The organism is Lachnospiraceae bacterium GAM79 (genome assembly GCA_020735665.1).
GTDB lineage: Bacteria > Bacillota > Clostridia > Lachnospirales > Lachnospiraceae > Coprococcus.
In genome coordinates this window covers 2,110,788-2,134,279 of sequence record CP085928.1, presented here as the reverse complement: position 1 = coordinate 2,134,279, position 23,492 = coordinate 2,110,788, and the positions used below count along the sequence as shown (strand labels likewise).

The following is a 23,492-nucleotide window of genomic DNA, read 5'->3' as shown; positions in this document are numbered from 1 at the left end:
AAAACTAATAATTGCTATCAATCACCATTTCGGATATAATATCTTTAGTTGTATTTTGGAGGAAATCGTCATGTCTTATATGGCATTATATCGTAAATGGAGACCGGATACTTTTGAAGAAGTCAAGGGTCAGGATCATGTTGTAACAACACTAAAGAATCAGATCATAAATAACAGGATCGGACATGCATTTCTGTTCTGTGGAACCAGAGGAACCGGAAAGACATCCATAGCTAAGTTATTTGCAAAGGCAGTAAACTGTGAGCACCCGATAAATGGTAGTCCATGTAATGAGTGTGCGGCATGTCGTGCAATCGCCGATGGATCATCCATGAATGTGATCGAGATCGATGCGGCATCTAACAATGGTGTAGACAATATCAGACAGATCCGAGAGGAAGTTCAGTATTCGCCATCGGAAGGAAAATATAAGGTATACATCATCGATGAGGTTCATATGTTGACACAGGGAGCGTTTAATGCTCTGTTAAAGACGTTGGAAGAACCACCGGCTTATGTCATCTTTATATTGGCAACAACAGAATCACATAAGATTCCGATTACGATATCATCAAGATGTCAGAAGTATGAATTTCGCAGGATTTCAGTAGAAACGATCAGTGATCGTCTGATGGAGCTGCTTGGCAGAGAGCAGATCGAAGCTGAGAAGAAAGCAGTTGATTATATCGCCAAAGCGGCGGATGGCTCTATGCGAGATGCACTTAGTATTCTGGATCAGTGTATAGCCTTTAATATAGGTAAAAAACTGACATACGAGAATGTTCTGGATACGATCGGTGCAGTCGATATCGATGTATTTGCCCGATTGCTTGACTGCGTGATAAAGCTCGATGTTGTCGGCGCGATCGATCTGGTAGATGAGGTCGTATGGCAGGGACGTGAGTTGTCCCGGTTCGTTTCAGAATTCACATGGTTTCTTCGAAATGTACTGCTGGTGAAGGTTTCACCGGAGGCAGATCAGAAGCTTGATATGTCAGCAGAGAATCTGGAGCGGTTAAGACAGCTTGCAGCACAGATCGATACGGATGCACTCATTCGTTATATCAATATATTCTCGGATACATCGGCAAATATCAAATATGCGGTTCAGAAGCGTATCGTTCTGGAGCTTGCAGTGATCAAATTATGCAAACCGGAGATGGAGACAGATTACAGTGCACTGCTTGACCGGGTCCGAGTTCTGGAACAGAAGTTAGAGAGTGGAGCTGCCGGATTAGTGGTTGCCGGGAACAATGGTATAGGAAGCTCGGTATCAGAAGGTGTTACAGCATCGGCAGGAGCAACAGTGCAGGGTGCCGGAGCAGTATCACAGGAATTGCTGGATCAGATCTGCACAAGACTGAAGCAGGAAGGAATGCAGATAGGAAAGGCACCTGCAATGGGAGAAGCAGATATAGAAGCAGCATCGAAGAAACTGTCAGAACAGCTGAAGAAAGAACTGCCGGAAGCGAATTATAATGAATTAAGAGAGTTCGTAGAGCAATGGGATATCATCATGGATGGATATCAGAATATTACGAAGAAATTTCTGGAGAAAGCAAGAATCAATATTAATGAAGCCAAGGATGGTCTGTATCTGGCATATGTTCAGAATGAAGATAATAAGCAGGCAATCGCTTATTTTGAAGGAAAAGAACGAATGGCAGCATTACGGGAGCATATAGAGAAAGTGACCGGAAGACAGGTAAAGATCGAGTTGAAGGTTGTCTCAAAGAACAGTGATGCAGCACAGGAGATCGAGGCGAATGATCTTACGAAAATCAATTTTGCTATTCAGTATGAATAAAAACATAAAAAAGAGTTAAGAATCAAGGAGGACATATAAAATGGCTAAAAGAGGCGGCTATAATATGGGTATGATGCCTGGTAACATGAACAACTTAATGAAACAGGCACAGAGAATGCAGAAACAGATGGAGACAACTACCAAGGAATTAGAAGACAAGATATATGAATCTTCTGTAGGTGGCGGAGTTGTTACAGCAAAGGTTTCCGGTAAGAAGGAATTAATGGAGATCAAGCTGGATCCAGAAGTTGTTGATCCTGATGATATCGAGACATTAGAGGATCTGATCATTTCTGCTGTCAATGAAGCATTCCGTATGCAGGATGAAGATTATCAGGAGAATATGAATAAGATTTCCGGCGGTATGGGTCTTGGAGGCTTACCGTTCTAATGGATATATATGGTGGTGAAGTAAACCGTCTGATCGAAGAACTTGGCAGACTTCCGGGTATCGGAGCAAAGACAGCACAGAGACTGGCATTCCACATAATCAGTATGCCGGAGGAACGTGCGCAGGCACTGGCAGATTCGATTGTAAATGCAAAGAAGAAGATAAGATACTGCAATAACTGTTATACGATTACCGACAGTGATCTCTGTCCGATCTGTAGATCGGCAAATCGAAACCATAAGGTGATCATGGTTGTTGAGACTCCGAGGGATCTGGCAGCATATGAACGAACGAATCAGTATGATGGTGTGTATCATGTACTGCATGGAGTGATCAATCCATCTCTGGGAATCGGACCGGCAGATATCAAGATCGCAGAATTGATGAAGCGGTTACAGGGAGATGTAGATGAACTGATCATTGCAACAGGATCGGGACCGGAAGGTGAAGCAACGGCGATGTATATATCGAAGCTGGTCAAGCCGGCAGGCATCAAAGTGAGCAGGATAGCCAGTGGTGTACCGGTAGGCGGAGATCTGGAATGCATTGATGAAGTGACGCTTCTTCGGGCATTAGAAGGCAGAGTATATTTATAGGGACAATTAAATAATGTTTTACATATAAAAGAAGAAAGAGGTGTTTAGGAATGTTGCGAGTTGGATTACTTACCAGTGGCGGCGATTGTCAGGCACTGAATGCAACCATGCGTGGTGTAGCAAAGGGTTTGTACGAGTTATTTGATGAAGTAGAGATTTATGGTTTCCTGAATGGATATAAGGGCTTGATGAGAGCACAGTATATCAAGATGCAGCCGGATGATTTCTCAGGCATTATGACAAAGGGTGGAACGATTCTTGGTAGTTCCAGACAGCCATTTAAACTTATGGGAGAACCGACAGAGGATGGTCTTGATAAGGTGAAATCCATGAAGGACACATACAAGAAGCTGAAGCTGGATTGTCTGTGTGTATTAGGAGGAAATGGTTCGCAGAAGACAGCAAATCTGTTAAGCGAGGAAGGTTTAAATGTAATCGGTCTTCCAAAGACGATCGATAACGATCTTTGGGGAACCGATATGACATTTGGTTTCCAGAGTGCTGTTGATGTGGCAACACAGACGATTGACTGTATTCATACGACAGCAGCATCCCATAATCGTATCTTTATTGTAGAGATTATGGGTCACAAGGTTGGATGGATCACATTACACGCAGGCATTGCGGGTGGCGCAGATGTTATCCTGATCCCTGAGATCCCATATGATATCAAGAAAGTATATGAAGCAATCGATAAGAGAACGAAGAACAATAAAGGCTTTACTATCGTTGCAGTAGCAGAAGGAGCAATCTCCAAAGAGGTTGCTGAGCTTCCAAAGAAAAAGAGAAAGGAAGTAATCGCAAATTCTCCGTATCCATCTGTTGCATATGAGATGGCAGACAAGCTCAAGGAGTTCACAACACAGGATATCCGTATCGCGATTCCCGGTCATACACAGAGAGGTGGAAGCCCATGCCCATATGACAGAGTGATCTCATCCAGATTCGGTGCAAAGGCTGCGGAGCTGATCAAGGCAAAGGATTTCGGAAAGCTCGTTGTATTCAAGGATAATATGGTAACTGCTATTCCATTATCAGAATCAGCAGGAAAGCTCAAATATGTATCTCCGGATGACGATATTGTACTGGCGGCAAAAACGCTTGGAATCTCATTTGGCGATTAAATTCAGAGAAAAACAGTTTTTCAGTAACATAAGTCTCTCTGTCTGCATATATACTAATAGTAATTAAGATTGTAGACAGGGAGATTTGTATGCAGAACGAATTCAAATACATTCCATATGACGGTAAGGATACGAATATAAGAGGATTGATAAAGAATGGAAATGTATATAGTCTGACAAGAGGTATGTCAGGTCTGCTCCTGCCGGATGATCCAAATGAAGATCTCAGCCGTGCGGAAAAGGACTGGGCATATCTGAAAGAGATGTACCCTGAACGGGTACGGCGCATCAGTGCAATGGTAGAAGAAGAATGTGATAAATTGGAATATGCCGGAAGTCCGATGTTTGCGGAATATCCGGATGCAGAGGTTATCCGTAAAATAGCAAGAGATGTCTATGCGGAACTTCCCGATCGGGATATTGATATCCACTTGGATATGGAAGCGGCACCATCAGAACCTCCGTATGTACCGAGGGGAAATGGTTGTGGTAACTGTATGATGCGTAATTTGATAGAAACATTGATCTGTAATGAATTTTACTGTAGACGTGAGCGCTACAGAAGATGTAGGAGACGATTTTACCTGTGAAGAAAATAGGAACACTTATTATGAGAATAATAGTAATGGCAGTTTTCTTTGTGATTACTATTTTTTTAGTTGATAAATTTCAGAATAGACAATATAAGAATCTGGCAATGGAAATGGAGAATGCCACATTGCCTTTAGTATATGTAGACTATGAGGGCAGATATATTAACTGCCTTCATGGTTATACAACGGTAGTTGATACCACTCTGTTCAGAGACTGCATTACCCCGGTTACAGATGATAAGAAGGTGCGGCTTGCAGTAGATGATAAGAATGGTTATGCAAAAGATTACAGCTATGAGCTTCGATCGATATCGGGTGACTCATTGATCGAGAATGGTGATCTTGAATCGGATGGGGAAGAAAACGGCTATCAGATGTTTGATATCGAGATTCGTATGGATATAAAGCCGGATACAGAATATATGCTTGTATTCAAGCTTGACGGAAAGGATGAAGAAACGGTTCGATATTATACAAGAATTGTGATCAATGACAATTATCACGCAGATGAGCTGCTTGATTTTGTACAGAAATTCAATGCTGCAACATTTGAGTTTGATACTTATGAAGAAGCATCCCTGATCTATCCGTATATGCAGGCATATAAAGGGCAAGATGATGATAGCGTATCCATGGGACATATGAATCTGAACAGCAGTTACAAGGATCTGATCTGGAGCGGAATGAACCCGATTCGTATTACATCGATCATTCCACAGATTAAAGAGATTGATGTAAATTATGCCGTGATCGAATTAGACTATGTAACGATGACAGAGGATTCAAACGGAGAAACAGATTATTACTCTATCAGGGAATACTATCGTGTGAGTTACAAAGAACTGCAGCCGGATGACACGACAGTCGGTGCGGAAACCGGTGATATGACTGGTGCCGGAGCAGAGGACTCAACCGGAGATACAGGCTCCGGAGATGGCGAAGCATCTGCTGATGAGGGTACGATCTCGGTTATGAACTTTGATCGGTATGTGGATGAATATTTCAACAGAACCGGTGTCGATAATAAGAATAATGTCTATGAGATCGGTATTGTTCTGGATAAGAAATTAGACTACAAATACAGTTCAGATAATAAGAAAATCGCATTTGTAAGAAATGGACAATTGTGGTTGTATAATTATTCTGAAAATCAGATATCTATGGTATTTGGTTTCTGGATGGATGATGTGGAGAATGTTCGAAACACATATGATCATTATGATATTAACATTATATCGATGGATGATGATGGAAATATCAAGTTTGCGGTATATGGTTATATGAACCGTGGCGCACATGAAGGCAAGCTTGGAATCAGTCTGTGTTCTTATGATGCTGCAACTATGGAAGTGACTGAACTGGTATTTGCTGAATGCAATGAGCCATATGCAGCAATGAAGGATGAAGTATCCAGACTTACCTATTATGATGGTACTAATTTTTATTTTATGCTTGGAAATAAAGTGAATTGCATTAATGTGGATCAGAAACAGTTATCTTATTTTATAGATCAGGTATCACTCGATCATGTATATGTATCAGATAATATGGAAGTGATCGCATATGACAGTTCTGATAACAGTACGGATAATTCCGTTCTTACAATGGTGAATCTGAAAACCGGACAGACATATACTTTTGATTCCGGTGCAGGTAAGAGTCTGATATGTTATGGCTTTAAGAATTCAGATATGATTTATGGAATCTGTGATGTGGCAGATAATTCTATGCAGTTGGATCAGGAATCATTTGCAAAGGCGGGACTGGCAGAATCTGTATACAGCAAGATACCGTCTTATAAATTGTTTATTGTGGATGAAAATGGAGAACAGATCAAAGAGTACGAAAAGGGCGATACTTATATTGTAGATGTTCGGATTGAAGATAATCTGATCTATATGACCAGAGGAGTGAAGTCAGGAGAAAATTTTAAGCAGACAGACGATGATTTCATCACTTTCAAAGAAGATGATGCTGTAGCAAGAATACAGACTGTGACAAGAAGTTCATCCGGTGGTATATCAAAGCTTTATTTTACGGTTCCATCGAATATTTATCTGACATATGTACCATATCTGAATATAACGAAGAATACTGTAACGAATCGTTCCTCAGATATGCTTATTACAGTTGAAGATGAGTATGCAGGATATATGGTATATGATAACCTGGGGCTGACAGGTATTTATGATAAGGCAGGAGATGCAATCAATCGGGCAACAAAGATATCGGGTATCGTAGTATCCAAAGATGGCGAAGTCGTATACAGACAGTCAGAGACACAGGAGTATAATACGATTGCATCGTCAATCTATCATCAGAGCTCAAAGAGTGTGGAAGCTTCCATTTGGGATTGCGTTTATATGACACTGATCTATGAGGGCGTTACAGATCTGACATACGATGAGATGAAGGCATCGTATACAGATCCGGTAGAGACACTCACTGTACTCGGTAAATATCCGGGTGCAGATATCTCCGGTATTTCATTAGATCTTGTATTTGGATATATCGGCAGGGGTATTCCGGTTATCAGCAGGATAAATGACGGAAGGTATGTATTGATCGTCAGCTATAACAGTGAGGCGGTCAGATACTATGATCCTGTACTGGATGAAGAAGTGCGGGTGTCAAGAAAAGAATATGAAGCCTCTATGAGTAAGGGAAATAATGAACTTTATTCCTATGTTCAGGAGTAGAATTGAAAAGATATACAGAAGGGGTCAAAGACATTACACAAAAGGTTTGAGTTCTGCCGTATATAAAATAAAAAGAAAAGCTGCCGATTCCGGCAGCTTTTCTATATTATGATAACAACGTTCTGTGTGGATTACTCCTCTGAAATTGTTCCAACAGGACATGAACCTGCACATGCGCCACATGAAATGCACTGTGAACCATCAATAACGAAAACACCACCGTTATCGCTAATAGCTCCAACTGGGCATGAACCTGCACATGAACCACAACCGATACATGAATCACCAATTACGAATGCCATATGATTGTCCTCCTTTTAGTAATAATAATCACATCTCGTTACCTATTCTAAATCAAAAAGTTTTTTATATCAAGTGAAATGAAGTGATTTGTAAAAAATTAGTCTGTGCTAACTTGAGTTTGCCTAGCTTTTTTTCATATAAAAGGATAGACAATTAAAATTGTGTATACTATAATAATGAAGATATTTTTGGAATCGAAAAATGTCATAAAATCAATGAAGAATACAGGAAACAGGAGGAAATATCCACATGGCAAAGATCAGTAAAGATATGCTTATAAATGATATTTTAGCAGTAGATGCAGGAAATGCTGCAATTCTTATGGCGGCAGGTATGCATTGTATCGGATGCCTTGCAGCAGCAGGAGAGACATTAGAGGAAGCAGCAGCCGTTCACGGTTTAGATGCTGCAGAGCTGGAAGTTGAGATTAATGATTATCTTGCAAAGAAAGAGGAGCAGCAGGCATAGTGATTTGTAACAGCCCGAGCAGCAGATCTGTAAAAAAGAAACCATTCCCGAAAGAGTATTGACAGGAATGGTTCTTTTTTTGTACAGAAATTCGGATGTAACAGAAAATGCTGTATCTGAATCTTTTCAATTGTAAAAATATACAGGAATCAAGCTTCCCATGAATAAATATTTATAGAGCAGACAGTGTCTGTACTGCCTCATCTTCAATAACCATCTTATAATGTTCTTTGAAATGATAAGGTGTCGCTGACGTCATCTTTTGAGATGAACCGTATTCACCGAGTATATAGCAGACACGATTGAATTCCGGTATGGTATTCTGGTCGTTTGTGAACAGAAGATAGAAGCGCTTATCTACCGGATTCTTATATAATGTGTTGGTACTGAAATAAAAGCCGGCAATCTGCTTGGAGGCTTGGATCACAGTATTCAATGAATCAAACACGATAAGTCTTGTCAAGGCTTTCTGTGTTTCTTCTTCCTTTGATTCAGGAGTGGATGCAGGGGTATCAAAATTCGTTGTGATCTCTGCATTATCACCTGCGATACTTGATAAGCTGTTTACGAAGCCTTCCAGAGCATTAAAGATTGCTTCCGGTACCTGAGAAGAATCTCCGTTGATTCCGATATTGATCTGACCGGATATGACGTTATCGTCGTCATCGGAGGAAAAAGTAAGATCTTCGTCATCGTAATCATCTTCTTCATCGTCATAGTCGGTATCATCAGCATCCGTATCTTTTGTGAACCTTGAGAATCTGGTATCTAATTCCTCCGGATCCTCAACCTTGGTTACGATCAATATAAGGCATTCTGATGAGATTGGGATGGCCTCGATCATCAGAGGTATATCATCAACTTCAAATCCGAGTTCGTTGGATGCTTGCTGCATCATTTCGCGAAACAGCTCCTTTGCCTTTGGAGAACCATATGCGAGTTCGGATATTTTTAATTGTTTGTCTGCTAAATCTGCTTTATTCAATGTGCATCTGATCTGATTTTCACTTAAGCGTTCAATTTTCAATAGGATCACCCCATTTCTGATAGTTACCCGGATGGGTAGAAAACAAGTCATGCAATTGTGTATTAAAACGCACCTATAGTTTACCATATTTAACGAACAAGTAAATAGGGTATAATGTGAAAAAATATGAAATAATTTATAAAAAATCTGTGTGTAATGAATAAAGATATATCCACAGTATAAATTATGTAACAAAAGGAGATTGGGTTCATAATTCATATATTTGACTGCGGTTTGACCATAATTTTAAAAAAATGGGTTGGCAAACGGCTTCAGATAGGGTAATATAAATACAGACGTCTTATGAACCTTTCATGTGGTTCGGCACAGGTGGATTTTTTATGCCTGTGAATATCCGTTTAATGATCTGTATATGACAAATGCTGTTTATGCCTAAAGGGTTGTCCATGATATGATTAATATTCACACATCACAGTTTGATTATGTAAGAATGCACATGGGAATCGGTGGGCAGACAGAGTCAATTTTCCATATAAGAAAGAAACTTTAACCAAATAAATCAAAATAGATATCAGCAGATAATTTGTAGAAGATTACAAAAAGAAAAATTTGCTGATATGACCATGCACAAAATAATTGAAGGCAGGGCGCATATAAGGTGTCCCTGCCTTTTTCTATTCTGTCAGTGTATCACCGTATTCTGTTATAAAATACCAGATGCCTTCCGCTATCGCCGCTGCCATGGCATCCTGATAATCGGCAGAAGTAAGTGCCTTACATTCATCCGGATTACTTAAGAAACCGCACTCAACAATGACGGCAGGACAGGGGCTTTTTTTCAGGATCATGTATTCGGCATTTCCTTTTACAGGCCTTTCATTATCGGGATCGATATTGGATTGAATCGAGCTGTGAATACTTTCGGCGAGCAGCTTCCCCTGTTTTGAGCCTGTAAAATAGAAAACCTGAGCGCCATGTACTGAAGGATCGGTGAAACTGTTTTGGTGGATACTGATGAACAGATCAGACTGATGATCTGCAACAATCTGAATACGATGGTTCAAGTCTGAGTTTTTCATCGTTCCTGTTGCTTCGGTATTCAGGGAACTGTCATCCTCTCTGGTCATATAGACGATAAAGCCCATGTCGGACAGCTTCTGTTTTAAGGCAAGGGTGATACGTAGATTGATATTTTTTTCCGGAGAGTCATCTACCCCGATCTTTCCCGGATCATAGCCGCCGTGTCCAGGGTCAAGAGTAATGACATATTTGGATGACGTATCATTTGTCTCTGAAGTATCAGGAACTATTTCGGGAACCGGCGCTGACTGATTATCTGTATCAGGAGAAGTACCCGGCTTATAATAAAAAAGCAGGAGAACCGATAAGGAACAGAAGAAGATCAGACCGAATACAAGTTTGCGATTGATTTTTCTTAGGATAGAGGCATTTGCTGGCTTCATGGAAATCACCCGGTATACGCTGTTATTCATATCTATGCAGAGAATAGGGAGTACATGACAATATAACGCAAATAACAGGATATTTGTTGACATTTGGCAGGGCAGGAATTAAGATAAAGCATGTAAATTTCATAATGATAGAATCTGCTCAGATGCAGTCTTTTTCGTATCTGATCAGGGGGAAATTCGGTGAGAATCCGGTGCAACCGCCATTACTGTGTTAAGGCATCAGCCTTTCAGTCAGAATACCCGCAGATTTCATGAGATTTTTCCGCCACCTGTATAAGACAGGAACCAGATCGGCGGAGATGGGCAGTAAGACATTATTGCCTATACAGCTTTTGGGCGAGGGAAAAGCAGATGATGAAGAATAATAATCCCCTGCTTGGAACCAACAATTACATATTTATAAAGAAAGGAATCTACGAAATGAAACGAATCAGGACACTGGTGCTTTCGTTTTTATTTGCGTGCGCAGTTTTATTCGTGCCATTTGCAGTAAATGCAGGTTATGGTATTCAGAATGTTGCGGCAGCGGAAGAAGATGAAAGTACGACCGATTACAGCACAAAATATGTTGTGCTGTCTCTTGAGGGCTTTACGATCGGACAGGGATTTTATATCACACCGACTCGTATGTCTTATGAAGAGATTGGAAATGTCTGGAAACAGGAAGGGATAGACATTGATCTGTCTAAATTGACCGTTTCACAGGCAACTTATGCATTTTTCAAGAAAGCAGGACTTCAGACAGAGCCTGCAGGATCAAGTGCCTACAATGACAGCAACTTTTATCTGGCAAATATCAAAGGCATTGATAAAGGAACTGTAAAAGTTCCAACAGCACTCTTGGATGCATATAAGACACGTAACAATGGAAATGATCTGGAGCTGGATGACAAAACCGGTTCCGGACTCGGAGAATTTGATTACACATCATGGTCAGGCTGGATGATCACAGATGATAATGTATCTTGCAACACAAGTGCAGGAGCATATCTTGTAGACCAGGGAACCGGAGCAAATACCAATGTTCTTCGTTGGCAGTTTACACTTGCCGGTTATGGAGCAGATATTGGATGTGGATTTGAAGGAAATGAGGCATATTATGTAACACAGGATAAGACTGATCTGTATACATTATATGCAGAGAATGAAGAAGAAATTGCCAAAGATGCATCATTAAATGCAGAGCTTCTGGCAGTTATGACAGACCTGAATGCATCAGCAGATGATGTTGCAGATGCGGAATTGAAAATCAAAAAACTTAACGGAAATCTTGTATCAATCAAAATGAATAACGATGCACCATATATGACTCTTACAGATGCAGATGGAAAGACAGTGGCGGCTGGACATCCGGACAGTAATCATGTATATACAGTTGGACTTGAAAAAGGAACATATCGTTTATCAGGTTATAAATTAGTGAATGATAAAAAGGTAGATATGGGTTCAATCGATCTGGTTGTTACCAATGATGCTAAGCAGTCATATACATTATATAGCGTAACAGGAATTGCCTGTACAAATGCAGACACAGTTGACGGTTCAAAGGTATACTGGACAGAAGGCAAAGATTATACAATCACATCTAAGGTTATGTCACCGGATAGTGTAGATCGTCATGTGTCTCTTGGACTGATGCAGGCAGCAACTGCAACTGATTATGCGAGATATGCAGCACTTTGTTATGCTGCTGATATGGTTGAGGTGACGGTTACACCTTTAGGAGAGCATGTGTCAGCTTATGCTTCGAAAGTGGTATCCAATACAATCACTTCAAGCCGTTCCTATGGATATTCTATATCCGCACCGGCAGCAAGAAAGGTAACATTTACTGTACCGGAAGGAGCTGAGCTTCGTGTCGGAATCCTGTCAACCTATTATATTTACAGAGATGAAACAGGTACAAAGATAGAATCTGACGAAGAAGGTTATGATACATATGAGTATAATCTCGGAAGTGGTACTACTTATTATTATCGTGTATCCGGTGCAGGCGGTGTAACTTACTGGAACTGGGTTTCAACAAGTCAGGATGCAGATTATACAGTTACAAAAGCAGATATGTATATTGGGGATGATTCCTACAATCCGGATACTGTATATCATGATCTATCCAAGAACCTGTATGATGTTGCAGATATTTATCTTACATCAGATGAGCGTGGATATCTTTCTATGAAGAAGGGTGAGAAGTATAGTCTGGAATGTTTCCGTAACTGGCAGGCGATTGAAAGCTTTATGAATTCTAAAATAGCAGAACCGGATTTCCATTATACAGTTATTGATGAAAATGGAAACCCTTCCAACGATGTAATTTCAGTTACACCGGGAGCCCATTCCGAGGTCGCAGAGATTCAGGCGAAATCCGAAGGAACAGCACTTCTTCTGGTAACATATGATGCAGAGATCAATATGGCAAGCAAAAATATGGGCGGAACAAACTTCAGTGCGATCTGGCCGGAAAATACAGGTGTTGTTGTAGTAACTGTTGATCAGGATGGAACCGGCATTCAGACCAATATGACAATCAACGAAGGAAAGAATTCAGAAAAGGCAAAAACTGCAGCAGACGGAATCGATTCACAGCTTGATGTTCTTTATTATCTGAAGGGAACAGAAGGTGCAGAGTATACATTTGCACCGGAAAGCGGAGTATCTGTATCCGTTCTTCGTCCGGAGATCGTTGGTGGAAAACTGACATATGGTGGTTTCTCGGCAAAAGATATTACAGAGAATGAGGATGGAAGCTATACGATTGCAGGACTGACAGAAGGTCCTAATGTTGTTAAAGTTACAAAGAACGGAGTTAGTACCTATCAGGTAATTCGTGCAAAAGAGGTAGAGGTTTCATATACCTATAAAGATGCCGATGGAAATGATATAACTGCGGATAAGCTTACAGCAGGTGATTCTATTGTGATTTCCTATGGTGAGAGAACAGAAGACGGAAAGCGTTCTTATAATGGTACATATATTCCTGCTAACAAACTGGCAGGTGTATATAATATGTATGGTACTATCTATCTGACAGATGATGAGGGTAATGTATATAAGAGCAAGACAACTCAGTATCCATATGCGGCTACTCCGGCTGCACAGACAGTAACAGTTACTGTTCCAACTTATTATACAGAGGATACATTTACTTTAGACGGATGTCTTCTTGAATCAGGATTCGGTTCAGTCTATGGTTCACACAGACAGATCAAACATTCTGTTGGAAAACCTATGCAGATGGCAGCCGGTACAGGTACCGCATATATGGGCAGACTTCCAAAGATGGAATTTAAGCTTGCAGATGCAGGATTTGTAAATGTTTCATTAAGTGTTAATGACAGAAAGACACAGAATGAGATTAAAGATTACACAATCAGCGTAAAGGATGAAAAAGGAAATGTTACAACTGTAACAGACGGCGCATTCAAGGGACTTGTGGGCAGAACATATTCATATGCTATTAAGGCTGCAGGTTATATGTATAAAGAAGGATCTTTTGAGATTCCGGAGGATACAACAGGCGGTCTTGTGCAGAAGTTATACCTGACTCCATCTTCTGAACTTGCATGGGATGGAACGACAAAGACAGAACCAAAGCAGGTTGATGGTGTATATCAGATCGGAAGCGGAGCTGAGTTCTACTGGTTTGCAAATGAAGTAAATGTGAATAAGAAGGCTTCAATTGATGTAGTGTTAACGGCAGACATTGATCTTGCAGGTTATCAATGGACTCCGATTGGTGATTTTAATACTATTTATGCGGGTTCTTTTGATGGACAGGGGCACACGATTAAGAATCTGTATCAGAACGATACATCTTATTCAGGAATCTTTGGATTGGAAAAGGGACAGGTACGAAACCTGACAGTAGAAGGTAATATTTATATAGCTACCAAGACAGCTGCCGGTGCGATTGTTGGTTATCTCAATCAGGGAACAAAAGATAATCCGGCATTGATCTCAAACTGTGTTTCTAAAGTAAATATTACATACACAGGAACAAATTCTTATGCTAATATTGGTGGAATTGTAGGATATTGTAATACAAGCAGCTTAACGAATTCAGTAATAGAGAATTGTGTAAACTATGGTACGATCAAAGCTGAGAATGGTGGAACTGTAGGTGGTATTTTAGGATCCATGTCCAGCTGCAATATTACGATAAAGAATTGTACAAACTATGGTACTATTACAGCAAAGAGCAGAGTGGGTGGCATTCTTGGTACTCATGATGAATACAATGCATTTGCTCCTGGAGACAAGATTATTAACTGCTATAATGCAGGTGAGATTTCCGGTAAGGAGTATGTTGGAGGAATCGCAGGTATCTTCAATGGTAGAGAATCAAATAATGCCAGCACAGAGATGACAGGATGCTACAGTGCCGGAACGGTTACAGGAAGCGGTGCTACAACAGATGTTACAGCATTTGCAGGAGAGGCAGAGGATATGATAATATCCGGATCTGTATATTCATGTACGAATGAGGTAGGAAATACATATACTGAGGATCAGGCTGCTTTTGTAGCTGCTTCTGATATAGCAGCGGTAAAAGCACTGACAACAGAGACTGTTTCCAGAGCTTCAGATAAAGAATTACTTGATCGTGTTGCTCCTGTTATCGATATTCTTTCAAAGGTTCTGACAACACAGGATGAACAGGCATTTATAAAATTATATAATGATTTGAATGAAGCTATCGATAAAGTAAGAACTGTAAAGGTCGGTATATATGATTATACCGCAGTAAATGCAGGAATTGAGGGAGCATCTTCTGATGGTGTTGTCCTTGATGAAGTAAAAGTTGATGCAGCGACTGCAGTGGATGCTGTCGAAAAGGCATTAAAGGAGAACAATATTCCATATGTTCTGACAGATACAGGATATGGACCATATATGGAATCTATTAATGGACTGACTGTTCAGGCTGAATATACAATGTCAGGCTGGATGTTCTCATATAACCATGATGATTTTACAAATAGTGGATTGGGAACAGTTACATTAAATGATGGAGATACACTGGAATTCCATTATGAGCTTACAGGTGCGGATGTAGCATCTGCATATGCAGGACTCCCGGTATTAAAAGAACTTACAGTTGAGAATAATACATTTGCATTTGAGACAGAGACAGCATATGATGACAACTGGCAGCCAAGTTATACTTATAAAGTAAATGGTGAGACACTTGCCGGAGCCGGTACAGAAGCAGATCCATTTGTTGTAAAGATTAAGTCAGATCGTATAACTGGTTCAGATATTACGAAGTTAGCAGTTAATTATAAGACAGAAGCAGATTCTCATTATGTAACAGTAGATGGTCTTTCAGACAGCGTGGATCTGACAGATGGAGTTGTATTCCATATCACATCCAGAGCAGGAAGAACCGCTTATTATAAGCTTGCAATAGAAAAGGTATTGACAACAGACAATACAAAGATTGAAGTTGCAGAAGCTGTTTATACAGGAGAAGAAGTAAAACCGGAAGTAAAGGTATATCTGGATGATAAGCTGTTGACAGCAGAGAACTATGATGTGATATTTACCGATAATGTAAATGCAGGAACTGCTACCTGTACGATCAAAGGTAAGAATGAATATAGTGGACAGGTTCAGACAACCTTTGAGATTAAAAAGGCAAAGCAGGAAATCGTAGTTGCATCTACAACGCTGGAAGTAGTAGAGGGTGCAGAACCATTTGCTCTTGCAGTTGAGGCTAAGGGTGCACTTACATACACTATTTCAGCGGATGACATAGCTTCTGTAGACGAGACTGGTCTGGTAACAGTAAAGGCAGTTGGTACTGCTGATATTACGATCAAGGCGGCTGAGACAGATAATTATGAGGCAGCAGAACTGGTTATAAGTCTGACTGTTAAGAAGAATGAGGGCGTTCAGATTACTGCTGAAAATACAGTAGTCACAGTTTCGGATGTTACATATACCGGCAAAGAACAGGAGCCGGCTGTTACAGTTACTGTTGGTGGCAAAGAATTATCAGCAGATGATTATACTGTAGAATATTCTGATAACAAGAATGCAGGAACTGCAAAAGTAGTTGTTACAGGTAAGGGTAGTTATACAGGTACAGCAGAGAGTACATTTGTGATCAAGAAGGCACCACAGACGATCTCATCACAGACAATCTATGTATATAATAAATATATTGCATTAAGACCATCTGTTAAGGGTACAGTTACTTACACATCTTCTGATAAGAAGGTTGCAACCGTAAACAAGAAGTCCGGATTTGTTACAGCTAAGAAGCCGGGCAAGGTACAGATCAAAGTAACAGCCGCAGCAACAGCTAATTACAAGAAGGGAACAGGCACGATCACCCTGATCGTTGTACCTGCAACACCGACTGTACAGAAGGCTGCAGCATATAAGACCAAGGCAATCAAGGTTTCTTATAAGAAAGCTTCCGGCGCAAGTGGTTACCAGATCACATATGCAACAAATAAGTCATTCAAGAACGCTAAGAGCGCATCAGTAAGCAGCAAGAAGACAAGTGCTGTTATAAAGAACCTGAAAAAGGGTAAGAAATATTATGTAAAGGTAAGATCATATAAGAAGATCGGTGGCAAGAAGTATTACAGCGTTTACAGTAAGGTAAAGACCGTAAAGACAAAGTAATACGGAATTGCAAATGATTGGATCATAATATAAGATCATAACAGGATCTTGATACCGGCTGTCATAAGTTGGATATACAAATCTGACGATGTGACAGCCGGTATTTATTATAGAAAGAGCAATTACGCAGAAAGGGGACATATTCATTTTATGGCTGACAGATTTACGATGAGAGAAGACTGTATAGAAATGCTTCAGGAAGCTTATAAGAGGTTGAACAGGTATCCGAAGAAATCAGATTTTACGGTAGAAGAAGTTGCGGCGATCAAATCATTTCTTGGACCATGGCCGAGAGCCTTGGAAGCCGGTGGGATTCTTCCCGACCGTTCGGCTGAGCGGGAAGCCGAAAAGAAACAGAAAAGGATCGCAGCGAAGCGCAGACAGACGCAGTATAAGATTGAGCGTCAAAAAAATAACAGGAAAGATGAGACCGTAAATGAAGATGATAAATGAAAAACTCCAGATGCCGGGAAACGCATCTGGAGCTAGTCTGAAATATGAGGGGGCTCAAGAGATTATAGGATGGTACCTTTGAGCAAAATGGCAACAAACAAAATAAAACAACATGTTGCAAAGATACCAAACTTAACTTTGAGATAATTGCAGCGGGCGAAAGACCTCTCTGTCTCAGCGTAAGTGCTGCGCTCATTCCTGTTCTGTTCTTTGCTTGAATACTCCATAAGCACCATCCCTTGTCTTGATGATGTTACTATAAAACCTCTATGCATCATAATCTGCAAAAAAATGCATCAATTCTGCATATTTCTTATAAAGAAGTATTAAGCATCTGTTAATTATAAAAATATCGGTTCATCTGGTAGAAGAACAATCCGTTTTTCATATAAAAGTTGTATTCTTCTGTTGTATCGACGTCTAATTCCATAGTGATCTCAGTAGTGTAAGTATAATAGGTATGAGCAGTCAGAGGTGTTCCTGTTAGCTTTTCAAATAGCTGCAGATCAGAATCCGGTATCTCTGTTGGAGTCATACCTGCACCGCTTCCGGACCCTTTCTCAAAGCTGAGCTCATAATAAGAGATTAATATATCGTATAGGGGGTCGAAACAAGTGTCACTGAACGTAGTTGAATTACCGACATGGCTTCCTAAAAAGTTATACAGTGGAAGTATATAATCATTGTAATATTTCAGTTTTACCAGACTTTCTTCATTATAGAAAGTGTTGGAATTAGGATCCAGATTCATTGTAAATGTAATCAGTTTGTTTGTGTCATAATCCAGGAGGCAATTCATTTCAAATCCAAAATAGTAGATATTAACCACCCATATCGTAAAACTGCGGTAAGAATCTTCGTCTGAGGTTGCGAGATATTTGGATATATACATCTCGTAGATACCATTTACAGTAAAATCACAGGAAAAATAATCTGAGAAATACGATGTCAGTTCATTTACGGTTATATCATGAATCTCACTGTAGGAATGCTTGTCCGTATAATCAAAGTTCAGATCGGTGTAATAACATTCTCCGTTTATGATGTTGATCTTCTCCAGCAGTGTCAGTTTATTTGTTACATCGAGATTGTTCGGACTGATCTCATGGCTGGATACGGAATTCAATGTTTTCCAGTCCTGAATACGAAAATACAGATTCGAGGCAACGATGCAGATCATAAAAATTGCAATGCATATTATAAACCAGAGAAGATTCTTGTAGAGGAAATGAAGAATACCGCGTGCTTTTCCGGTATGCTCGACAGAGGGAACAGTACCTTCTTCACTCTCATTTATCATATCATTTACTTCTGATTCAGAGATATCATCGTCTTCCTTATGGGCAGCGGTCAGTTCATAGGAAGCAATGACAGATTCTTTATTTTCTTTGTTACTCATGATGTGCCGCCTCCTTTATATTTGGTAATGTAATAGTGACAACCGTACCACGTCCGACGGCGCTCTTGTATTTGATCTTAGCCTGATGGATCTCTGCGATCTTGCTGCAAATAGCAAGTCCGAGTCCGGCGCCGCCCTGCGCACGGGATCTGGATTTGTCGATTCGGTAGAAAGCTTCACTGATTCGTGTGATTTCTTCCGGTGGCATTCCCCGTCCGTTATCTTTGATAATGATTACATAATTATCATCCCTTACAGTTCCGGCTACATGGATAAGACCATTGTCGTCGATCGCTTTTCTGGCGTTATCAATGATATTGATGATCAGAGACTGAAAGAGGTCAATGTCCATCATACAGCAGCCCTTTCGGCAGCTTGACTTTAATGTGATATGTTCCTTTGCCAGCTCCGGCTTCATAACATTGATTACATTTCGGACCGCAAGAGCCGGATCAGTCGGTGTCAATATAGTTTCCTGATTCTTAACGACCAGCAGATCTAGTAATTTCAAGGATAAGCTCTCCAGACGTTTTCCTTCTGAGAAAATATAGTTGGCTGCTTCATTTGTTTCGTCTTCACTCATATTCTGGCTTCGCAGAAGATCGGCATAACCGATGATCGAAGTCATAGGGGTCTTTAATTCATGTGCGAAGCTTCCCATAAACTGTTCCTGTTTTTCCATAGAGAAATGAAGCTCTGAGATGTTATCTTCGATAGTATCTGCCATGTTGTTGAAATCATTTGCGAGTGCCTCGATCTCATCGCTGGAGTGGATGTGCAGACGGGCAGAGTAATCACCGTGGGAGATATGCTGCGCAAGTGATGATAATTTTTCCAACGGCTTTGTAAGCAGGCTGGCTGCGATCATGGATGTGATACTTCCGACAACGAAGATCACGATCAACAGCAGACGGAATGTATTCTGTTCCTGCGCACGAGCAGCATACACGGAAGTGATGTCATAGACAATGTCCATCTGTGAGATGTCCAGATTTTCTGTATTGATATCCATGGAACTGCATAATTGCAGATAGTAGTTATTATTTTCTCTCCAAATGATTGAATTACAGGTATTTTCATCCGATGGTTTCATTTCTTTATATGTAAAGGATGAATTCATGATGCTTACGACTTCCATATCCGAATTTCGAAGAATGATATTCTTGCGGTTGGAGTTGCCCTGGGCGGAAAGCTGGTTGATGATATTAGACATGTCGATATAAGATGATACAGAATTTGTATCAACAGCAATCAGCAGAGTACTCTGAATACTCTCATAATTTAGCAGGTCGCTGTCGATGGTGGAAGATAACGAGGTTTTGAATGATCGGTGGATCAGTATGGTTCCTCCCAGACCGAAGGACAGTCCCAGAAGTACAACCATACATAATACCAGTTTATGCTTAAATTTCATAGAAACTCCTTTTTAGATCTCCAGACGATATCCGATCTTGTTAATGGTTTTTAAGCAGTCCTCCAGTCCGAGCTTTTTACGCATACGCTGAACATGGAGCGCAACTGTGCGGCTGTCGCATGGATAGTCGCCGCCCCAGATACGTTCATAGATCGTTTCACGATAGAGGGCAACGCCCGGATTCTGTGCAAATAACAGCAGCAGTTCATATTCCTTGTTTGTCAGAGGAATCTCCCTGCCGTTTTTGGTAACGCTCATTGCGACAGTATCGATCATCAGATCACGTATGGCAATCGTTGTATTCAGCTTATTATATCTCCGGAGTACAACCTCGATCCTTGCAAGAAGCTCGACAATCTCAAATGGTTTCACGATATAATCTTCGGCTCCCATCTTCAGACCCATAACACGGTCGTTTAAGGAATTCTTTGCTGTGATAAAGATTACAGGGATTTTTAACGGCTTGATATATTCAAGGACATCATAACCGGATGCACCCGGAAGCATGATGTCGAGCAGAACCAGGTCAAACGGATTTTCCTCTAATATATCGGCTGCAGCCAGACCGTCATAGATACAGGTACAGGAATATCCCGCCTTTGTAAGACTCATTTTGATCAGATTGGCGATTGGCTTTTCGTCTTCAACTACTAAAATATTAATCATAAATACATAACCTCCAGCGGGTCGACCTTAAATGACCCCATACGAATTAATTCTACTATATTTTAGAAAAACATAAAAGAGAATAATGCCGAAAAAATGAGATTTAAGGTTTTGTCCTGTCCCTCTCGGCTGTCCACTACCCCCCCACTTCATGTCTGCTCCCTTCCGGCTGGATTCTTTGCATATAAACTCGCATATTATCTATGAATTGTACCTGCCTTATTTGCTCATGCTCCTGTGCAAACTCGCCTTCGGCTCAAACATGCACCCGCATTCGCTGGCAAGGTACAAGTTCATAACGAAAATATTGCTTTATGTTTATATGCAAAGAATCCGACCGGAAGGGAGCAGACATGAAGTGGGGGGTGGTGGACAGCCGTGAGGGGGGGCAGGCGCGAGGTGGAGCAAAACACAAGTCGAGAGGGGGCGATGCGGAACATTGGGGAGTTCACAAGATGTTGTTTAGATGGTATATTAATAAAGATTGGATGAAGTTATTAAGCTATTATGTGTTTTAAAGAAAAGGGCAATATTTCTTAATAAAGGACAATAAGCAAATGATGAAAAAGGAAGAACTGAAAGAGTTAGAGGAAAGAATAGTGAATGGTTATCGCATCAGCAGAGAGGAAGCCGGATTGCTTATGGAAGCTGACCTGACAGAGCTATCTGAAGCAGCAGACCGGATACGACTGCATTTTTGTGGAAATGTCTGTGATGTCTGTTCTGTGGCGGCGGTCAAGGTAGGACAATGCAGCGAGGATTGTCTGTACTGTGCACAGTCAACAAGAGCAAAGGATAAAGTTCCGGCAGAATGTGTGCTGGGCGAGAAGGTATTGACGGATATAGCGGTTCAGGATAAGTGCAGAGGCTCTTATCGTTATGGACTGGTGTCTGTTGGCAGGCGACTGTCGAAAAAAGAGGTAGAGCTTGCTGTTTCAAATGTTGCGGATATAAGAAAAACTGCGGATATCCATGTGTGCGCATCCCTTGGTATGTTGGATAAGGAGGATTTCACGAAGCTGCATGAAGCAGGGATGACGATGGTTCATAATAATATGGAGACATCGGATGAATTCTTTAAGACCTTATGTACTACGCACACCTCAGATGATAAGAGAAAAAGCATCCGTGCGGCGAAAGCAGCCGGCATGAAGGTGTGCAGTGGCGGGCTGATCGGACTGGGAGAGACACTTTCTGATCGAATTGATCTGGCATTTTCCTTGAGAGAGCTGGATGTGGATTCTGTTCCGATCAATATGTTGAATCCGATTCCGGGAACTTATTTTGAGCATCAGGAACCGATGAAAGAAGATGAATTTCTTCGTACGGTTGCAATCTTTCGGTTTGTTCTGCCGGATACATTTATCCGCTTGGCTGCCGGAAGGGCATTTTTGCCTGATAATGGAAAGGCGGCACTTCGAGTCGGTGCAAATGCGGTTATCAGCGGTGACTTTCTGACAACGACAGGAATTACATTTGAGACAGATCTGCAGATGATACGTGAGCAGGGGTATGAGGTCGGAGCACCAAAGCCCGGCAGCCGCATGGACTTTTAATCGATATTGTTTCGTCCCACCGGCCGACTGAATACTCTGTATTAGACTCGCATATTTTCTATGCATTGCACTTGCCTGATCCGCTCATGCTTCAGTGCAAACTCGCCTTTGGCTCGGACATGCACCCGCATTCGCTGGCAAAGTACAATTCATAACGAAAATATTGCTAATGTCTATATACAGAGGATTCAGTCGGCCGGTGGGACGAAACAGTGTCGGGATGTAAGATTTAACTGCGGTTGTTGAATTTTCGAGAAGAAAATTATATTATAAAAAAGAATGAAAATAAGATCCGGCATAAAGGATTTACGGACAAATAATTTGTTTTAAGAAGAAAGAGGTACAACATGAATATTTATGACAGAATGATGGCGATTGGCACGAAGATGACAGAGATGGATGCCTCCACTTATCAGGGAGCATTTATCGGGAAGATATCATATATGGCAGAGAAGGAGCAGGCAGGACAGGCAGGCAGCATCCGCTACGAATTCGGAGCCGTAAAGGAGAATGCATTTATGTATATTCTTCCGATCCTTGGTTATGTGGATGGTGTAGAGTCACCTGTAGAGAAATTTACGGTAACTCTGGTAAAACCATCTGATAAAGAGAAAGAGTTGAAACGAGTGGAAGCGGCTTCTTATGATAATGCAGAGGATTTTCATACATTTTCAAAAGAAGAGGTTTACAGCTTCAGTAAGGAGACGGGTGATCAAAACAAGATTCATCTGACCGACCATCCGGTTGTACAGGGGATGCTTCTCCTTCGTACCGCCGCTGTAAAGGCAGATGATGTGGCGAGAATCGATGTGAAGTTTGTGGAACCATCATATGCAGAAGAAGAACTGAAATGGGCATATGATGGCAGGGATTATGTATTGTTTGCAGATGGATATGTGAAGGCAACATTCCGTATCAAATAATATC

Annotated in this window: 17 protein-coding genes and 1 riboswitch; of the genes, 11 read left to right on the top strand and 6 right to left on the bottom strand. The window is 40.9% G+C overall.

Annotated features, from left to right (window positions below; all coding sequences use genetic code 11):
- Positions 1-70 precede the first annotated feature (70 nt).
- The 6 genes from dnaX (at position 71) to LK416_09555 (ending at position 7,210) form a co-directional block, all read left to right on the top strand.
- A complete protein-coding gene (gene dnaX, locus LK416_09580; protein UEA73911.1) occupies positions 71-1,807 on the top strand; it encodes a DNA polymerase III subunit gamma/tau in 1,737 nt (578 codons plus the stop codon).
- Positions 1,808-1,847: 40 nt separating this feature from the next.
- Positions 1,848-2,198 carry a YbaB/EbfC family nucleoid-associated protein gene (locus LK416_09575; GenBank protein UEA73910.1) on the top strand — a complete coding sequence of 117 codons (351 nt, stop codon included), beginning with the start codon at positions 1,848-1,850 and terminating at the stop codon, positions 2,196-2,198.
- Positions 2,198-2,794: a recombination mediator RecR gene (gene recR, locus LK416_09570; protein UEA73909.1), complete on the top strand. Its 597-nt coding sequence runs from the start codon at positions 2,198-2,200 to the stop codon at positions 2,792-2,794. Before LK416_09575 ends, recR begins: the two co-directional genes overlap by 1 nt.
- Before the next feature lie 50 nt (positions 2,795-2,844).
- On the top strand, positions 2,845-3,918 hold the full coding sequence (locus tag LK416_09565; GenBank protein UEA73908.1) for a 6-phosphofructokinase: 1,074 nt from the start codon (positions 2,845-2,847) through the stop codon (positions 3,916-3,918).
- Positions 3,919-4,007: 89 nt separating this feature from the next.
- The gene (locus LK416_09560; protein UEA73907.1) at positions 4,008-4,508 is read left to right on the top strand and encodes a hypothetical protein; all 501 of its coding nucleotides are present in this window, start codon (positions 4,008-4,010) and stop codon (positions 4,506-4,508) included.
- Positions 4,509-4,528: 20 nt separating this feature from the next.
- Positions 4,529-7,210: a hypothetical protein gene (locus tag LK416_09555; GenBank protein UEA73906.1), complete on the top strand. Its 2,682-nt coding sequence runs from the start codon at positions 4,529-4,531 to the stop codon at positions 7,208-7,210.
- Positions 7,211-7,341: 131 nt separating this feature from the next.
- Here LK416_09555 and LK416_09550 read toward each other — a convergent pair whose 3' ends face one another.
- Positions 7,342-7,512, bottom strand: a complete 171-nt coding sequence (locus tag LK416_09550) for a 4Fe-4S binding protein (GenBank protein UEA73905.1) — start codon at positions 7,510-7,512, stop codon at positions 7,342-7,344.
- A 250-nt stretch (positions 7,513-7,762) separates the two neighbouring features.
- Between LK416_09550 and LK416_09545 the strand changes: the two genes are divergently transcribed.
- Positions 7,763-7,981: a DUF1858 domain-containing protein gene (locus LK416_09545; GenBank protein UEA73904.1), complete on the top strand. Its 219-nt coding sequence runs from the start codon at positions 7,763-7,765 to the stop codon at positions 7,979-7,981.
- Between the two features lie 172 nt (positions 7,982-8,153).
- Here LK416_09545 and LK416_09540 read toward each other — a convergent pair whose 3' ends face one another.
- Together LK416_09540 and LK416_09535 are read right to left on the bottom strand one after the other, a co-directional pair.
- The gene (locus LK416_09540; protein UEA73903.1) at positions 8,154-9,017 is read right to left on the bottom strand and encodes an adaptor protein MecA; all 864 of its coding nucleotides are present in this window, start codon (positions 9,015-9,017) and stop codon (positions 8,154-8,156) included.
- Positions 9,018-9,643: 626 nt separating this feature from the next.
- Positions 9,644-10,432: an N-acetylmuramoyl-L-alanine amidase gene (locus tag LK416_09535; protein UEA73902.1), complete on the bottom strand. Its 789-nt coding sequence runs from the start codon at positions 10,430-10,432 to the stop codon at positions 9,644-9,646.
- Between the two features lie 127 nt (positions 10,433-10,559).
- Positions 10,560-10,704, top strand: a riboswitch (cobalamin riboswitch).
- Between the two features lie 88 nt (positions 10,705-10,792).
- Here LK416_09535 and LK416_09530 point away from each other — a divergent pair.
- On the top strand, positions 10,793-17,077 hold the full coding sequence (locus LK416_09530) for an Ig-like domain-containing protein (GenBank protein UEA73901.1): 6,285 nt from the start codon (positions 10,793-10,795) through the stop codon (positions 17,075-17,077).
- A gap of 150 nt (positions 17,078-17,227) precedes the next feature.
- Complete coding sequence (locus LK416_09525; GenBank protein UEA73900.1) at positions 17,228-17,530, top strand: hypothetical protein; 303 nt, start codon at positions 17,228-17,230, stop codon at positions 17,528-17,530.
- A 337-nt stretch (positions 17,531-17,867) separates the two neighbouring features.
- Here the strand turns inward: LK416_09525 and LK416_09520 are convergent, their stop codons facing one another.
- The 3 genes from LK416_09520 to LK416_09510 are packed head-to-tail and all read right to left on the bottom strand — an operon-like array spanning position 17,868 to position 21,009.
- Positions 17,868-18,929 carry a hypothetical protein gene (locus tag LK416_09520; GenBank protein ID UEA73899.1) on the bottom strand — a complete coding sequence of 354 codons (1,062 nt, stop codon included), beginning with the start codon at positions 18,927-18,929 and terminating at the stop codon, positions 17,868-17,870.
- Positions 18,922-20,343: a HAMP domain-containing histidine kinase gene (locus LK416_09515; GenBank protein ID UEA73898.1), complete on the bottom strand. Its 1,422-nt coding sequence runs from the start codon at positions 20,341-20,343 to the stop codon at positions 18,922-18,924. The genes LK416_09520 and LK416_09515 overlap by 8 nt, the downstream gene beginning before the upstream one ends.
- Positions 20,344-20,355: 12 nt before the next feature.
- Positions 20,356-21,009, bottom strand: coding sequence for a response regulator transcription factor (locus LK416_09510; protein UEA73897.1), 654 nt, complete (start codon positions 21,007-21,009; stop codon positions 20,356-20,358).
- A gap of 557 nt (positions 21,010-21,566) precedes the next feature.
- Here LK416_09510 and bioB point away from each other — a divergent pair.
- Positions 21,567-22,565: a biotin synthase BioB gene (bioB, locus tag LK416_09505; GenBank protein ID UEA73896.1), complete on the top strand. Its 999-nt coding sequence runs from the start codon at positions 21,567-21,569 to the stop codon at positions 22,563-22,565.
- A 347-nt stretch (positions 22,566-22,912) separates the two neighbouring features.
- Positions 22,913-23,488: a hypothetical protein gene (locus LK416_09500; GenBank protein UEA73895.1), complete on the top strand. Its 576-nt coding sequence runs from the start codon at positions 22,913-22,915 to the stop codon at positions 23,486-23,488.
- Positions 23,489-23,492: the final 4 nt, after the last annotated feature.

Excerpts from the sequence above, each read along its gene's own strand:
- LK416_09560 (UEA73907.1), top strand. The coding sequence starts at position 4,008 with ATGCAGAACGAATTCAAATACATTCCATATGACGGTAAGGATACGAAT.
- LK416_09535 (UEA73902.1), bottom strand. The coding sequence starts at position 10,432 with ATGAAGCCAGCAAATGCCTCTATCCTAAGAAAAATCAATCGCAAACTT.
- recR (UEA73909.1), top strand. The coding sequence starts at position 2,198 with ATGGATATATATGGTGGTGAAGTAAACCGTCTGATCGAAGAACTTGGC.
- LK416_09520 (UEA73899.1), bottom strand. The coding sequence starts at position 18,929 with ATGAGTAACAAAGAAAATAAAGAATCTGTCATTGCTTCCTATGAACTG.
- LK416_09530 (UEA73901.1), top strand. The coding sequence starts at position 10,793 with ATGATGAAGAATAATAATCCCCTGCTTGGAACCAACAATTACATATTT.
- LK416_09555 (UEA73906.1), top strand. The coding sequence starts at position 4,529 with ATGAGAATAATAGTAATGGCAGTTTTCTTTGTGATTACTATTTTTTTA.
- LK416_09525 (UEA73900.1), top strand. The coding sequence starts at position 17,228 with ATGGCTGACAGATTTACGATGAGAGAAGACTGTATAGAAATGCTTCAG.
- LK416_09500 (UEA73895.1), top strand. The coding sequence starts at position 22,913 with ATGAATATTTATGACAGAATGATGGCGATTGGCACGAAGATGACAGAG.
- dnaX (UEA73911.1), top strand. The coding sequence starts at position 71 with ATGTCTTATATGGCATTATATCGTAAATGGAGACCGGATACTTTTGAA.
- LK416_09515 (UEA73898.1), bottom strand. The coding sequence starts at position 20,343 with ATGAAATTTAAGCATAAACTGGTATTATGTATGGTTGTACTTCTGGGA.
- LK416_09545 (UEA73904.1), top strand. The coding sequence starts at position 7,763 with ATGGCAAAGATCAGTAAAGATATGCTTATAAATGATATTTTAGCAGTA.
- bioB (UEA73896.1), top strand. The coding sequence starts at position 21,567 with ATGATGAAAAAGGAAGAACTGAAAGAGTTAGAGGAAAGAATAGTGAAT.
- LK416_09575 (UEA73910.1), top strand. The coding sequence starts at position 1,848 with ATGGCTAAAAGAGGCGGCTATAATATGGGTATGATGCCTGGTAACATG.
- LK416_09565 (UEA73908.1), top strand. The coding sequence starts at position 2,845 with ATGTTGCGAGTTGGATTACTTACCAGTGGCGGCGATTGTCAGGCACTG.
- LK416_09550 (UEA73905.1), bottom strand. The coding sequence starts at position 7,512 with ATGGCATTCGTAATTGGTGATTCATGTATCGGTTGTGGTTCATGTGCA.
- LK416_09510 (UEA73897.1), bottom strand. The coding sequence starts at position 21,009 with ATGATTAATATTTTAGTAGTTGAAGACGAAAAGCCAATCGCCAATCTG.